Source organism: Paenibacillus chungangensis (assembly GCF_042675905.1).
GTDB lineage: Bacteria > Bacillota > Bacilli > Paenibacillales > Paenibacillaceae > Pristimantibacillus > Pristimantibacillus chungangensis.
Genome location: NZ_JBHTJZ010000008.1, coordinates 86,670 through 100,879 on the forward strand (window position 1 = coordinate 86,670; position 14,210 = coordinate 100,879).

Genomic DNA, 14,210 nt, shown 5'->3' on the forward strand with positions numbered 1-14,210 from the left:
AATGAAAGCGCTCCATACCGAGCGAATTCGGGCATAACATGCAGCAATCGCGGGTTAAGATGCATGGAGAAGGGGTCGAAGAGCAAGCCGCGCAGAAGCGGCCGTCCATTTATATCTCAAGTCTCTCCCTTAATCCCTTCACATAGTTGCGGCTGACGCAGACAAGCTCCTTCACGCCTTCCAATTCCAGCTGATATGCACCGTTGAACCATGGTGTAAGCCGCTTGATGCAGTTCAGATTGACCAGATAGCTCTTATGCACACGATGAAAGGAATAAGCCGACAGCCTGCGCTCCAGCTCCTTCAACGGAAGCTTCGTCATATATTCGCTGCTGGAGCAGATGATCTTCGCCCCCTTGTCTTCGAAGACGATATAGCGAATATAGGCTGGATCCAGATACATAATCTCACCGCCGCTCTCTATGGCAAGCTTCCCCGAGCCGGCCATCCTGCGCGGAGTCACCCGCTTCTCTCCCTCATCATTGCGCGCAAGCGCCTTACGTACCCTCTCCATCGTATCGGCCAGCTGCTCCTCATCGTAAGGCTTCAGCAGGTAATCCGTCGCCTCATAGCGGAACGCCTGCACCGCAAAGTCGGGATACGCGGTCGCAAATACAAGCAGCGGCGGCTTCTTCAGCTCCCGCAGCGACTTCGCCGCCTCTAGTCCGTTCATCCCCGGCATCTCAATGTCCAGGAACATCACATCCGGCTGAAGCTGAATGGCTTTCATTAATGCCGCCTCGCCGTTATCGGCTTCTCCCGCAATCTGAATTCCCTGCTGTTCGCCCAGCAAATGCTTCAGCTCAGCCCGGCTATGGGGTTCGTCATCCACGATCAGCACTCTGATCTTCTGGTCCATTGCTTATCTCTCCTTCGGTAGGCAGCTTGAAGCTGACTCGAGTTCCTTCGCCATAGGTGCTCATGATATGCAGCCCGGCTCCCTCGCCGTACATCAGACTGAGCCGGCGGTCTACGTTATAGAGTCCCACTCCCGCTCCTCGCTCAGCATCGTGCCATTCCGACTCCGGCTGCCGCTCAGATCGCGCACTGTCTGCTCTTTCATCGGCTTCATCAGCCTCTCCGTTCCAGCGGGAGCGCAGCCGGGTGACCAGCGCAGAAGGCATGCCGATGCCGTCATCTTCTACCGCCACTTCTATGCCACCCGCAGCGCGCCGGATGACAATGGTCACACAGCCTGCGCCGGAGTGCTTTCGCAGACCGTGCTTGATTGCATTCTCCACCAGCGGCTGAAGAGTGAGCGGCGGCAGGGTGTAAGACAACAGAGCTTCGTCCACCTGATAAGCCACCCGAAGCTTGTCCGCGAAGCGAGCCTCCTCGATCGTCAGGTACGCCTGCACATGCTTCAGCTCAGTCGCCAGCGTCGTACGCTCCTCGGTCGTTCCCTTCAAATTCTGGCGGAAAAAATGAGACAAATGGACAAGCAGTCTGCGCGCTTCGCCCGGGTTGCTCCTGATCAGCGATACGACCGTATTCAGAGAGTTGAACAGGAAATGCGGGCTGATCTGCGCCTGCAGCACCTTGATCTCCGCTTCCTTCTTCAGTTGATTAGCCTTGTCGGCATCCGCCAGCTCTATCTGATTGCCCAGCAGTACGCTGAGGCCCCTGATGAACTCCAGCACCACATCCGTAATTTCCTTAGGGGAATCGTAGTAAAATTTGATCGTGCCGATTGTCTCGCCCCTTCTCTTCAGCGGAGCGACTACCGCCGCACTCAAGACACACGATGCATGCCGGCAGTGGAGCTCGTCTTCCCCCGCTACCACCACTTCGCCCTGCCGCAACACTTGACGAGTGACTTCCGTCTGAATGGGCGCTCCCGGCCGATGATGATCATCTCCTGCTCCTATATGGGCAAGAATATGGCTACTGTTCGTCATGGAGACCGCAATCGCATTCATCTCGCGATACAGAATAGCGCAGACGGCCGAAGCGGATTGCGGCGTCATTCCTTGGCGCATGTAGCCCAGCGTCTCATCGGCGATACGCAGCGACTTCTGCGTCTGCTCCGCCCCGGCCTTCTGCTGCTCGCTTACGACGCTCTGAATGATCAGCAGGAAGAGCGCCGCGCCAATGCCATTGGCGGCAATCATAGGCAAGCCGATGACGGACACCAACGCCCAGGCCTGGTCGAATGGCCTTGCCAGCAGCAGTATGACAAGCATCTGGATCGCTTCCGCGCCTGCGCCAATTAGGAGTGCGGTAGACAGCTTGACATTGCGGCTTCTCCGATAGAAGATGCTCGCCAGTACACCGGCAATAACGGCGGCCAAGCTACAAGGCACAGCGGTGAATCCCCCCAGCGTAAAGCGGTGGATGCCGGCAATCAATCCTGCGCCGATACCGATCCGATATCCTCCGAACAGTCCGGCCAGCACCACGCCAATAACGCGGGAGTTCGCGATGGCCTCATCCGGGGCCAGCATATCGGCCCATGGATTGAACTGCATCGTGTTGACATTGAAGGCAACGCCAGTATAGGTACCTATAATACCGAACGCACCGAAGAATACGATGGCGGTAATCTGATGCCGCATGCGAAGGTTGTCCCGGTAGATCATGTCCCGAAAGAAGGGAAGCCTGGTGAGCACAAGCGCAATCGTTACAAGAATACCCAACTTCTCCAGCATTGTAATCATCAATTGGAACAACTTTGTGCCCTCCTTTTTCCAACCGGCGCTTCACCTGTATAGTTACCCGTAGTGTAGCCTGAAGCGCCCTGGAAAATCAATGTGAAGTCGGCCAAATCATTGCAACAGCTCCACCGCTCTATGTACGAAAGGAAATGATTGCAACATATCGACTGCCCGACTCGTCATGAGCAATAATCAGTTCCATAGATATGGACCGAACGAAAGTGCTGGGCAAATGCTCACTTGACGAAGCTCCTTAAAATACTGTTTCAGCAACGTTCCATTTACAATATATACACAGATTTCGACACTTGTACCCACAAAATCCACAGTTTATCCACATTAATCACAAAATTTTCGCACATTTCAAGCAAATAAAGTGATTTTTACAGGTTCCCACATGTCTTCACGTCTTTTTATCCACAAATTATCAACAATCAATCCACAGACAGTCCACAACTTTATCCACAAGTCCACTGATTAGCTCGTCTGCCTGCATACCACTAATTTCACTACTCTAAGCATTTCCCTCTCTCCACTCCTCCCCCTCTCACTCCAAACAAATTACTCACCATCCTCTCACTTCGTCCCATTCACTCCATAGGAAAATTGAAATGTAACGGGTGCAGCTTCCATAATGGAAAATAGCGCTTGCCACAACCGTTAGAAGTTCGGTACTGCAACAAAGACGGTTGCTCAGCTGCAACCGCCTCCCCCGCATGACCTATTCGCACTATCTATTCCGCACTGTCAACTCCGCACTATCCATTCCGTATGATCAATTACCGCTATCCACCAATTCGTGAACGCGGTCAAGCTCCGGCAAGGAAGGAATCGCTCCCTTCCCGGTGGCCGTCAATGCACCCATCGCATTGGCAAAGGCCAGCAGGGATGTCAGCTGCTCAATGGACATATCCACATGTGGATAACCGGCTTGCAACAGCTGATACAGCGCCCCGCCGAAAAAAGCGTCGCCGGACCCCGTCGTATCTGCAACTTCTACTTGGTATCCGAGATGTCTGGCCGAATGGAACGATACTCCGCTTTTACTTCGAATTTCACTTTCTGTTCCACCTTCGCTGTCCCATTGGCTCCCGCTAACATGATTGCTGACACGCTCATCAGCATGATTCTCAACGTCGTTCTCAGCATGACTTGCACCTGAGGCTTCCTCTGCATTGTTCGCGCTAACCGCACCTGCCTCACCTACCGCAGCTCGGCAGTAACTGCCGTCCGCTCCCATCGTCACGAACAGTAAAGCAATGCCGTACTGCTCCATCAACAGGCTCGAACCCTTCTCCAGTTCGCTCGTTCCCGTCAGGAAGTGAAGCTCTTCCTCCGACAGCTTGACGACATCCGCGAGCTGCAGTCCTTCCATGATTGCCGTCCGCGCATGCTCGGCGTCCCGCCATAACGACAAGCGAAGATTGGGATCGTACGAGATCAGCGCCCCGTGTCGTCTGGCGATTGCGGCCGTCTCTAGCGTGGCCGACCTGGAGGGCTCATCCGTCAGCGTAATCGATCCGAAGTGGAACACTTTCGCCTTCTGCACCAGTACCGTATTGACATCCTCCGACTTCAGGAGTTGATCGGCGCCCGGCTTCCGATAGAAGGTGAAGGAGCGGTCCCCTGTACGGTCAAGCTGAACGAAGGCCAGCGTCGTCCGCGCTTCGTTCGTGAAGACCATCCCGCTCGTATCGATCCCGCTCTTGTCCAGCGTCTCCGCCAGGTAGCGGCCGAAATCGTCATTCCCCACCGCGCCGATGAAAGCCGTCTTCCTTCCCAGCTTCGCCAGAGCGGCCAGCACATTGGCGGGCGCTCCACCCGGATTCCGCTCGAACAGCGGCTGCCCCTGATCCGATACGCCGTGCGGCGTAAAATCGATTAACAGCTCCCCTAATGCGACTACGTCCATGTCGATTCTCCCTTTCTTCCCTCAGCTTTACATCGATAAGATAATCCTATCACAGGGACCGTCAGGGAACGAGAAGAGAATGCTGCGGAAGACCTTGCGCACGATGATTCTCTGCCGAATGAACGGCCGCCACTTCACACGGGATATGCCGAAGCTGCTAGCGGAAGCAGGCATCAGCATGGAACATCGGGACTCCTATTGGATTGATATGGAAAGAAAAGAACCTGAAGAACGAACATCTCTCTCCATGTCCATTCTGCAGGTGCAAGAACCCCTGTCGTCAACCGTAGCCACATCACTTAAAACTCGTCTCTCTCACTCTTTCCCTCTTCCGGCCGATGTCTGGCCTAAAGCTTACACCGTCTTCTCCGCGAACTTCCGGAAGCGCATCAGCGCAATCGCCAGTCCCAACAAGCCGAAGCCGAACAGCACGGCCAACGCAATGATGATGCCCCCGATGCCGTCGCCGCGTATCATCACATCCTGCATCGCCTGCTGTGCCCAATATTGCGGCGTGAATTGGCCGATCATCTGTACCGCCCGCGGCAGGAACTCATATGGGACCCATAATCCGCCGACGATGGCGCCTCCCATCGCAATAATCTGCACCATCGCGATGCCCATATTCTCGCTGCTCACTGTCAAGGACAGCAGCAAGCCGAGTCCTGTAGCACAGATAGCCAGTCCGAACACGATCAGCGCGACCGCGATTGGGTCGCCAATATTCAAGCCATAGACGAAATGACCGAACGTCAGCAGTGTCGTCGACTGAATGAGCACGACGATAATATGGGGAATCCACATGCCGATCAGATAGCTCATCGGCTTCATCGGCGTCCCTTGCAGACGCATCAGCATCCCGCCGTTGCGGTCTTTCAGGAAGCTCGTCACCATGCTAATCATGACGAAGAAGACGAACATGACCGTATAACCAGGGACGATCTGAGTGACGGAATCCACCTTGACTGCATGCTCCTTCACTTCCTTCAGCGTGACGGGGCGCTCCAGAATGCCCTTCACTTCCCCCTCGCCAAGGCCCATCTCCGTCAATACCACTTGCAGCTTGCCTTCTCGGTACTGGCTCAGTACACTGTCCAGAATCGCCACTACCGGTGCAGCCGCATCATCCGCCGCCGCATCACGGTACACTTCGATCTCCGCATCATCCCGAGCATCCAGCTTGGCGCCGAAGCCATCAGGAATGACCACGAGCAGCGTCCGCTCCCCGTTACGCACCTGCTGCAGCTGATCCTCCAACGACGTATCCTGATCCTGCTTCAGCTCTACACCGTCAATTCCTTCCACAATACCAATGAATTCGGCGGATGGCCCGCTCCGGTCGGCATCGTAATAGCTCACTTTAATCGTCATATTCTCCGTGCTGCCGAAGATCGAGCTGAACATGACAATGAACAGAATGGGCAGTCCAATCAGCCAAAAAAACGCGCCTTTATCCTTCAATATCAGCAATAATTCCTTGCGTGCAATCGTCCAAAACATCGCTGCTGCTCCTCCTATTCTATTCTGCCTTCCAAGCTAATCTCTCAGCTTCTCGCCCGTCAGCTTGAGGAACACGCTATCCAACGACGGCTTCATCATCTCCAGCGCCATGACCGCTGCACTGTTGCGCGATAGCTCATCCGCGACACGGCTCATCAACTCCAGCGGCCGCTCGCACTCCAGCACCCAGCCTCTTCCGTCCCGGGTCGCTCTCTGCAAGCCTGTCAGCGTCGGCACTTCCGTCCAGGCATCCGTCTCCACGTACACTGCCTTAAGCGCATGCGTCTCCAGCAGCTCCTCTAGCGGCCCTTGCGTAATAATGCGGCCATGATCAATAATCGCCACCGCATCGCAGAGCGCTTCCACTTCCTCCATATAGTGTGTGGAGTAGATCAGCGTCACGCCTTCCTGCTGCAGGCTGCGCAGCAGCTCGAAGATATGATTCCGCGACTGCGGATCGATACCGACCGTAGGCTCGTCCAGAATGACCAGCTTCGGCTCATGCAGCAGTGCTGCAGCGATATTGATGCGGCGCTTCATCCCGCCGGAATAAGAGGCAACACGATCATCCGCGCGTTCTGACAAGCCGACGCGCTCCAGCGCCTCGCTGATTCTTCGCTTCAGCTCCGCTCCCCGTACGCCGTACATCTCGCCGAAGAACTTCAAATTTTGCCGTGCGCTTAATTTTTCGTACAAGGTAATATCCTGAGGAACATACCCTACCGTAGCACGAATTTCTCCAGCCTGCTTGCCAACGTCCATCCCCAGCACCTCAATGCTTCCAGCATCATGGCGGAGAATACCCGTCAGAAGCTTCATCATCGTCGACTTGCCCGCCCCGTTCGGTCCCAAGAGGCCGAAGCAGCTCCCCGCCTCCACGCTCATGCTTACGCGGTCCAGCGCAACTGTCCCGTTATAGGCCTTCATCACCTGATCTACTTTCAGCACTTGACTCATGGCTGCCAGCTCCCCTCTCAACTGCTCCCTCGTTGCTTGAGCTCATTATGCATGAATTTGCCATACGATAAGTCATCTTGTGCATGACCTGCACGAATCGGCGCTTGAACTGCAGGAATGGCTGCGCGAATGACAGGATTCATCCTTAACGCTTCTGCAGCGACTTGTTCAGCTCCTCCGCCTGCTTGCGAAGGAACAGTCTCACGATAAATGCTATGATTAAATAAATCACTGTAAAAATACCCAGCGACACGACGAAGGCCGTCCCATGCAGCGGCGGAAGCCAACCGACGGAAATCGCCACGATATAAAATGCGCTGAAGGACAGCAAATAGTGCGTCACCATCTGACGCAAGAGACTCCAGCTCTCAATCTCGAACAAGAAGGAAGCCAGTCCGAAATAAAGACTCATAAGAAGGCCTCCAAGACCGCTCCACCATATCTTCTCAACGGTTACATCTATATCATTGAAGACAATCCATGTCAGCACCACGAACAACTGCAGCCCAGAATAGGCAATACTCACCATCAGACGCGGAAGCACTTTATAGATCACTCTTCCCACCTCCCAGAATTAAACGTTCCTTCAGCTGTGACACATAGGCACGGGACACATATTCCTTGCTTCCCGAATGGAAGTAGACGCACAGATTGCCGTTGAAGGACAGCTCGAAGCGGCTGATCTGGTCCAGGTTGCCGATGACGGACTTGGAGAAGCGCATGAAGGGATAGCGCCCCAGCACCTCCTCCACCTCGTACAGCTTCATCCTCAGCTCGATGCTTTGCCCTTTGGTGGAGGCGAATACTTTGCGCTTCTCGGCGAAGACATAATCAATTTCCGCTGGCTCCAGCAAGATAGATCTGTCGTCTTGCACGCCAACGAGACGCTTCCCTCCGGACTGCCGGGGGTTCTGGATGTGCTTAACCAGCTCAGCCAGCTCGTCCGTCCATTCTCCCGCCTGAATGGTGATCACAGTCTCTTTATGCTTTTCACTAATGTCGATGTGCAGCTTCACTGTTTCCTCACTCTCCATGATCCTCTTATTTGTAACATGACTATATCGTTTATACGGGTACATCGGTATAACCTGCACGTTTCCTTACATGAACTCGCCTAAAAGAATGATAACACTTCACTCTGACAAGAAGTATGCTAATCCTGTTATTTCAGCCAATCCCTATGACTGAAGCGCCATATATGCCGCTGTGATTGACACGCCGACCGTTGCATGTCTAAGAATCTGCTTTGTAAGCGTCGACAAAAAAAGGATATACAAGCGATTTTTCCTATGCTATATTAAAAATGAAACCAATGTTTTGTTTGTTGAAACACAATAGAACGGAGTGATGAGAGAAGCATGAATCGCTACGAGAAGTCGAAGGCGAAATATGAAGAATCCAAGCGCTATCTGGCAGGCGGTGTCGCAAGCTCGCTGCGGACGGCCATGAAGCCAGTGCCCCTATTCGCACAATCCGGCAAAGGCTCGAAAGTCGTCGATGTCGACGGCAACAGCTATATTGACTACTTGCTTGCATACGGCCCGCTTATATTGGGCCATGCCAATCCGGCGCTGACGGACGCCCTGCATGAAGCGATGCAGAAGGGGATTACATTCGGCCTGCAGCATGAAGGCGAGATCGAAGCCGCGAAGCGGCTGACCGAGCTGCTGCCGTGCGCCGAAAAGGCTGTGCTCAGCGGCTCCGGCACAGAGGCGGTCATGCTGGCGCTGCGTCTGGCGCGTGCTTATACAGGAAGAAGGAAGGTCGTCCGGTTCCACGGGCATTATCACGGCTGGTCGGACTCCATCTTCACAGCATTCCCAAGCGCGGACATGCGGGCATCCGCCGCCGCAGCCGGAGGCGATTCCGGCGTTCAGCCAGGCACGGGCGGCCAGAGCGAGCTGAGTCTGCAAGATGTCATCCTGCTGCCATGGAACGATTCCGACGCACTGCTGGAAGCGCTCGAATCCCATGGCGACGAGATCGCCGCCGTTATCTCGGAGCCCATCATGTGCAATTCCGGCTGTATCGCCCCCCGTCCAGGGTACCTGGAGCTCGTCAGAGCAGAGACGGAGCGGCGCGGCATCGTATTCATCATGGATGAGGTTATTACGGGGTTCAGGCTAGGACTGGGCGGCGCGCATGGCCGCTTCGGCATTCAGCCCGATCTGGTAACGATCGGCAAGGCCATGGGAAGCGGCATCGCCGTAAGCGGCGTAGCCGGCAGCGCGAAGCTAATGAAGCTGATCGAAGACGGCACCGTCAGCCATCTGGGCACGCTGAATGGCAATGGTGTCGCGACAGCCGCCGTGCTGGCTACCATCGCCGAGCTGTCCAAGAACGAAGGCGCAGCTTATAATGTGATGGAGGATACGACGCAGGGGCTGGTGACAGGCTTGCGCGCACTATTGAAGAAGCATGGCAAGAGCGGCATCATCAACCACGCAGGCGGACCCGTCTTCCACTTCATGTTCACCGAAGAAGAAGCGGTCGAAGACTTCGCCTCCTTCAACAAGCGCGATTCCGCTGCCTACTCCCGCTTCGCGGAGGAGATGCTGGCGGAAGGCGTGCTGGTCAGGCCGAACGGACTGTGGTATGTATCGGCTGTCCATAGCGCTGAAGATGTAGAGGCTACGCTTCAAGCTGCGGACGCTGCGCTGGGTCGTCTCCCGGGATAACGGAGATTGGAGCGGAAGGTATGAACAAGGAAGCGGCAGACAAGCCGGACAGATATATTATTCAATCGATCGACAAAGCGTTGACCTTAATTGAACTGCTCGCCGAACGCGGCTCGCTCAGCCTAATCGAGCTGACGGAGCTGCTGGAGCAGCCGAAATCGTCAACATACCGCATTATTCTGACGTTGCAGAATCGCGGCTTCATTGCCCGCGATGACGAGGACGGCAAGTATTGCCTCGGCTATAAGCAGCTGATGCTGACACGTGACCTGCTGGAACGCAACACGCTGCGCGCCGCAGCCATGGCCGAGATGAAGCGATTGTCAGAGCAGTATGGCGATACCGTTAATCTGGGCGTCCTGATAGACGGGGAAGTGCTGTATGTAGACATTATCGAGAGCCTCCACCCGCTTCGCATGACGGATACGATCGGCTCACGCGCCCCCTTCCACGCGACGGCTATGGGCAAGGCGATATGCGCCGGAATGTCCGATGACGAAGCTGAGCTGCTGGCCCGCCAATACGGTCTCGCCGCCTGTACGGACAATACCATTACAAGCTGGCCCCTTCTTCGCGAAGAGCTGGAGTCGGTTCGTCAGCACGGCTACGCGCTGGACGATCAGGAGATTGTGGAAGGCGCGCGCTGCGTCGCCGCTCCCATCTACAATATGTATGGCAAGGTCGAAGGAGCCGTCAGCTTGTCCGGCGCCATGCATCGATTCGCCGACGACAAGCTGCCGGCTATTACAGAGCAAGTGAAGCAAGCGGCGGCAGCCGTGTCCCGCAAGCTTGGCTATCGGTGAGGCAGAATGACACATTAAATTCCAAATGGAAAGAGGGATCTCCATGTCAGAATGTATCCAATCGGCGCAAGCGCCTCAATTCCCGCTCCCCTTCTCGCACGCGATTCGCGCCGGAGAGTTCGTCTACGTATCGGGTCAGGTAGGCGTCATTCCGGAGACCCGGGAGATGGACGGCGACACGATCGAAAGCCAGACGATCCGGGCTCTCCGCAATATTGAGCTGATTCTGAAGGATGTCGGGCTAACCATGGATCACATTATTAAAATCAATGCCGTATTGACGCACATCGAAGATTCTCCGGCGTATAACAAGGCTTACGAGAGCTTCATGAATGCGCCTTATCCGACAAGAACGACTGTCCAGGCCGGTCTCGGCCCTTATCTGGTGGAGATCGACGCCATCGCCTATGCGCCATCCGTGCGAGGCGGTACGGCATGAATGACAGAGCGATAGAGAGCTCATCCTCTCGCTCTGCCCATTGCGATGCACCTCGCATCGCCATCGCCGGCATTCTGCACGAGACGAACACCTTCGCTCCATTCATGACGGCAATCGACGCTTTCCGGCAGGAGTGGATTGTGGGCAACGCGGCCTTCGAGGCGCGCTATGGCGGAACGCGAACGTCCATGGGCGGAGCGATTGACGCAGCCGCTCAGCATGGCGCATCGCTGGCGGCAGGCTTATATGCCGCCGCTACGCCAAGCGGCATGGTAACGGCGGAAGCGGCTGAGGAGCTGATGAATGCCGTAGTCGCATCTGTCGATTCGGAAGCGGACGGGCTGCTGCTGATCATGCACGGAGCCATGGTCGCGGAGGGCATTCCCGATATGGAAGGCGATCTGCTGGGCAGATTGCGGAAGCGGCTAGGCCGGCAATTGCCCATTGCGATGACGATTGACCTGCACGGCAATGTGAGCGAAGAGATGGCGGAGCTCGCCGACCTCATTGTCGGCTATGACACCTATCCTCATATCGATATGTATGAGCGGGCTATAGAAGCCTTCGGGCTGCTTATACGCTATATTGAAGGCGACATTCGCCCCGTTCGCGCGCTTGCCCACACCGGGATGATCGTCGTTCCTCAAGCGATGATGACGGAAGAGGGAGCGATGAAGGAGCTTATGGATCGGGCCTTCGCGATGGAAGAAGAGCCCGGCGTTCTGAATGTCACCGTAGCCGGAGGCTTCCCTTACAGCGATGTCCCGGATGCGGGCATGACCTTCATCGTCACTGCCGACGGCGACGAAGCGCTGGCTGTTCGCTGCGCGGAAGAGCTGGCCTGCCTGGCAGCAAGCTGGAAGGACCGCTTCCAGCTGCAAGCGATTCCGCCGCGGGAAGCGGTGCGGATCGCGCTGCTGGCGGAGGAAGGTCCCGTCATCCTCGCCGAGGGATCGGATAACGTTGGAGGCGGCGCGCCGGCGGACGCCACGCATACGCTGGCTTGCCTGACGGAAGCGTCCAAGCCGGCGCTAGCCGTCATCTGCGATGCGGAGGCCGTTCGCGTCGCGGCGACGCTCGGCATCGGGGGCGTCTTCCGCGGCAAGGTTGGCGGACGCATGGATGAACTGCACGGACGGCCTGTCGAAGTAGAGGGCAAGGTGCGAACGTTGTTCGACGGCGAATATCGCCATATCGGCCCGTATATGACCGGCCAGCAAGCGTTCATGGGACTAACGGCGGTGCTTGCCTGCGGCAACCTCACCTTGGTCTTGACGGAGAAGCGCGTAGCACCTTGGGATCTCGGCCACATCGACTCCATCGGACTGCGGGCGGAGGACTTCCACATCATTCTGGTCAAGTCCGCCATCGCCTGGCAAGCCGCCTTCGGGCCCATCGCCAGAGATGTGATCCATATCGACTCGCCGGGCTGCTGCAGCGCTAATCTGTCGCACTTCCGCTACGAGCAAGTGCGAAGGCCCGTCTACCCGTTGGATACCGGCGAACCGCACATCCGCATCGCCAGCTACGGGTACTCTCGTTCCAATCCATAAGGACTGGGCGCTTCCCCGTGCACTTTTGTACGACTTTTCGTACAAATGCCGGAGGCTGGGCGCTTTCTCGAGCGCTTTTGTACGATTTTTCGTACAAATACCGGAGGTTGGGCGCTTACTACAGCGCTTTTGTACGATTTTTCGTACAAATGCCGGAGGCCGGGCGCTCACTCAAGCGCTTTTGTACGATTTTTCTTACAAATGCCGGGGGCTGGGCGCTTACTACAGCGCTTTTGTACGATTTTTCGTACAAATACCGGAGGTTGGGCGCTTACTACAGCGCTTTTGTACGATTTTTCGTACAAATACCGGAGGTTGGGCGCTTCCCCGAGCGCTTTTGTACGATTTTTCGTACAAATGCCGGGGGGTGCACGCTTTCTCGAGCGCTTTTGTACGATTTTTCGTACGTTCGGCGGCTGACAAGGGCAATTGACAGTTTCAATCGACACTAGGAGTCGATCCACGTAGCCCTCTCTATGGTTGAATGAAAGGACATCATATCAGCTGCAACAATGGATTCTATATGTCTAATCGAGTTAGGCATACTCAGGTCACATACTTAGGTCAAACTGCAATGGTAAAGGAGAGTTTTACGATGAAACTGCTAACATTCATACACGAAGGAAAGTACCGTCTGGGCGTACATACGTCCCAAGGGATTCTGGATGTCGCGTCCGCGCAAGCCGCCCTGTCGACGGGCACCGAGCCGTTAACAACAACTGACTCCGTCATTAATGGCGGTACGGAAGCGCTTCAGCGCCTACAGCAGCTTGTCGAGCAAGCGCTCGGCAGCAGCGATAACAGAGCATGGCTGTTGGATGAATCTGCGCTGCAGCTAGGACCGGCCGTGACCAATCCAGGCAAAATCATCTGTGTCGGCCTCAATTACCGGAGACATGCGGAAGAGACCAACTCTCCTATTCCGCAGACGCCTATCCTGTTCAGCAAGTTCAACAATGCGCTGGCGGCCCATGGCGATGAAGTCCCGCTGCCCGTCGCATCGGAGAAGGTCGACTATGAAGCGGAGCTGGCGATCGTTATCGGCAAGCGTGCAAAGCATGTCGCCAAGGAAGATGCCTTGCAATATGCGGCGGGCTACTGCTGCGCAAACGACTTGTCCGCCCGCGACCTTCAGCTGCGCACGCCTCAATGGCTGCTAGGCAAGTCTTGCGATAAGTTCGCGCCGCTAGGCCCTTATCTGGTAACGGCGGACGAAGTCGGCAATCCTAACGACCTGGCGATTGGCTGTACTGTGAACGGAGATCAGCGCCAATCGTCGAACACATCGGATATGATCTTCCACTGCGATGAGATCATTAGCTATATCTCCCGCCATATGACGCTGGAGCCGGGCGACATCATTCTTACCGGCACGCCGGAAGGCGTCGTACTCGGTTACCCTGAAGAGAAGCAGGTCTATCTTCAGCCGGGCGACGTCGTCACGATCGAGATCGAGAAGCTGGGACGTCTAACGAATAAGATGATCGCGGAATAACATTGATAAGAAATTTATTCCTGTAATAGCTTTAAGTAGAATATGGTCGGACCAATGATCATGTTCTACTTCACTCACAAGTGGTGTGACCATACTATACTTATTACCAGGCATGTTACAGATTACAAAGAGCAGATTGACAACACTCGTGCAAAACGTCACCGTTATATCACGTTAGGTTAGCCGCAGCATCTTACTGCTCAAAGTGTAGGTAGCGCC

13 protein-coding genes are annotated in these 14,210 nt (G+C 55.4%); 5 read left to right on the forward strand and 8 right to left on the reverse strand.

The genetic code is table 11. From position 1 onward, the window contains the following. Positions 1-109: 109 nt before the first annotated feature. The 8 genes from ACFQ2I_RS07555 to ACFQ2I_RS07590 form a co-directional block, all read right to left on the reverse strand. On the reverse strand, positions 110-859 hold the full coding sequence (locus ACFQ2I_RS07555; RefSeq protein WP_377563293.1) for a LytR/AlgR family response regulator transcription factor: 750 nt from the start codon (positions 857-859) through the stop codon (positions 110-112). Continuing rightward, positions 825-2,669 carry a LytS/YhcK type 5TM receptor domain-containing protein gene (locus tag ACFQ2I_RS07560; RefSeq protein ID WP_377563295.1) on the reverse strand — a complete coding sequence of 615 codons (1,845 nt, stop codon included), beginning with the start codon at positions 2,667-2,669 and terminating at the stop codon, positions 825-827. Before ACFQ2I_RS07560 ends, ACFQ2I_RS07555 begins: the two co-directional genes overlap by 35 nt. 760 nt (positions 2,670-3,429) lie before the next feature. Then, positions 3,430-4,566 (reverse strand): carbohydrate kinase family protein, encoded by a 1,137-nt coding sequence (locus ACFQ2I_RS07565; protein ID WP_377563298.1) that lies wholly within the window; start codon positions 4,564-4,566, stop codon positions 3,430-3,432. Between the two features lie 27 nt (positions 4,567-4,593). Continuing rightward, the gene (locus tag ACFQ2I_RS07570; RefSeq protein ID WP_377563300.1) at positions 4,594-4,746 is read right to left on the reverse strand and encodes a hypothetical protein; all 153 of its coding nucleotides are present in this window, start codon (positions 4,744-4,746) and stop codon (positions 4,594-4,596) included. 174 nt (positions 4,747-4,920) lie between these two features. Next, complete coding sequence (locus ACFQ2I_RS07575) at positions 4,921-6,066, reverse strand: ABC transporter permease (RefSeq protein WP_377563302.1); 1,146 nt, start codon at positions 6,064-6,066, stop codon at positions 4,921-4,923. A gap of 36 nt (positions 6,067-6,102) precedes the next feature. Further along, positions 6,103-7,023 carry an ABC transporter ATP-binding protein gene (locus tag ACFQ2I_RS07580; RefSeq protein WP_377563304.1) on the reverse strand — a complete coding sequence of 307 codons (921 nt, stop codon included), beginning with the start codon at positions 7,021-7,023 and terminating at the stop codon, positions 6,103-6,105. A 145-nt stretch (positions 7,024-7,168) separates the two neighbouring features. Further along, complete coding sequence (locus tag ACFQ2I_RS07585; RefSeq protein WP_377563306.1) at positions 7,169-7,579, reverse strand: DUF3021 domain-containing protein; 411 nt, start codon at positions 7,577-7,579, stop codon at positions 7,169-7,171. Further along, positions 7,569-8,057: a LytTR family DNA-binding domain-containing protein gene (locus ACFQ2I_RS07590; RefSeq protein ID WP_377563308.1), complete on the reverse strand. Its 489-nt coding sequence runs from the start codon at positions 8,055-8,057 to the stop codon at positions 7,569-7,571. Before ACFQ2I_RS07590 ends, ACFQ2I_RS07585 begins: the two co-directional genes overlap by 11 nt. Before the next feature lie 324 nt (positions 8,058-8,381). Between ACFQ2I_RS07590 and ACFQ2I_RS07595 the strand changes: the two genes are divergently transcribed. The 5 genes from ACFQ2I_RS07595 (at position 8,382) to ACFQ2I_RS07615 (ending at position 13,991) form a co-directional block, all read left to right on the forward strand. Next, positions 8,382-9,701, forward strand: coding sequence for an aspartate aminotransferase family protein (locus ACFQ2I_RS07595; protein WP_377563310.1), 1,320 nt, complete (start codon positions 8,382-8,384; stop codon positions 9,699-9,701). 20 nt (positions 9,702-9,721) lie between these two features. Beyond that, positions 9,722-10,504 carry an IclR family transcriptional regulator gene (locus tag ACFQ2I_RS07600; RefSeq protein WP_377563312.1) on the forward strand — a complete coding sequence of 261 codons (783 nt, stop codon included), beginning with the start codon at positions 9,722-9,724 and terminating at the stop codon, positions 10,502-10,504. Between the two features lie 43 nt (positions 10,505-10,547). Further along, positions 10,548-10,943, forward strand: a complete 396-nt coding sequence (locus ACFQ2I_RS07605) for a RidA family protein (RefSeq protein WP_262680616.1) — start codon at positions 10,548-10,550, stop codon at positions 10,941-10,943. Next, positions 10,940-12,496, forward strand: coding sequence for a M81 family metallopeptidase (locus ACFQ2I_RS07610; protein ID WP_377563315.1), 1,557 nt, complete (start codon positions 10,940-10,942; stop codon positions 12,494-12,496). Before ACFQ2I_RS07605 ends, ACFQ2I_RS07610 begins: the two co-directional genes overlap by 4 nt. Positions 12,497-13,091: 595 nt before the next feature. After that, positions 13,092-13,991: a fumarylacetoacetate hydrolase family protein gene (locus ACFQ2I_RS07615; RefSeq protein ID WP_377563317.1), complete on the forward strand. Its 900-nt coding sequence runs from the start codon at positions 13,092-13,094 to the stop codon at positions 13,989-13,991. Positions 13,992-14,210: the final 219 nt, after the last annotated feature.

Bases quoted from the DNA above. Each gene is read 5' to 3' on its own strand.
- ACFQ2I_RS07555 (WP_377563293.1), bottom strand. From the start codon at position 859: ATGGACCAGAAGATCAGAGTGCTGATCGTGGATGACGAACCCCATAGC.
- ACFQ2I_RS07565 (WP_377563298.1), bottom strand. From the start codon at position 4,566: ATGGACGTAGTCGCATTAGGGGAGCTGTTAATCGATTTTACGCCGCAC.
- ACFQ2I_RS07570 (WP_377563300.1), bottom strand. From the start codon at position 4,746: ATGCTGATGCCTGCTTCCGCTAGCAGCTTCGGCATATCCCGTGTGAAG.
- ACFQ2I_RS07575 (WP_377563302.1), bottom strand. From the start codon at position 6,066: ATGTTTTGGACGATTGCACGCAAGGAATTATTGCTGATATTGAAGGAT.
- ACFQ2I_RS07580 (WP_377563304.1), bottom strand. From the start codon at position 7,023: ATGAGTCAAGTGCTGAAAGTAGATCAGGTGATGAAGGCCTATAACGGG.
- ACFQ2I_RS07590 (WP_377563308.1), bottom strand. From the start codon at position 8,057: ATGGAGAGTGAGGAAACAGTGAAGCTGCACATCGACATTAGTGAAAAG.
- ACFQ2I_RS07595 (WP_377563310.1), top strand. From the start codon at position 8,382: ATGAATCGCTACGAGAAGTCGAAGGCGAAATATGAAGAATCCAAGCGC.
- ACFQ2I_RS07600 (WP_377563312.1), top strand. From the start codon at position 9,722: ATGAACAAGGAAGCGGCAGACAAGCCGGACAGATATATTATTCAATCG.
- ACFQ2I_RS07605 (WP_262680616.1), top strand. From the start codon at position 10,548: ATGTCAGAATGTATCCAATCGGCGCAAGCGCCTCAATTCCCGCTCCCC.
- ACFQ2I_RS07610 (WP_377563315.1), top strand. From the start codon at position 10,940: ATGAATGACAGAGCGATAGAGAGCTCATCCTCTCGCTCTGCCCATTGC.
- ACFQ2I_RS07615 (WP_377563317.1), top strand. From the start codon at position 13,092: ATGAAACTGCTAACATTCATACACGAAGGAAAGTACCGTCTGGGCGTA.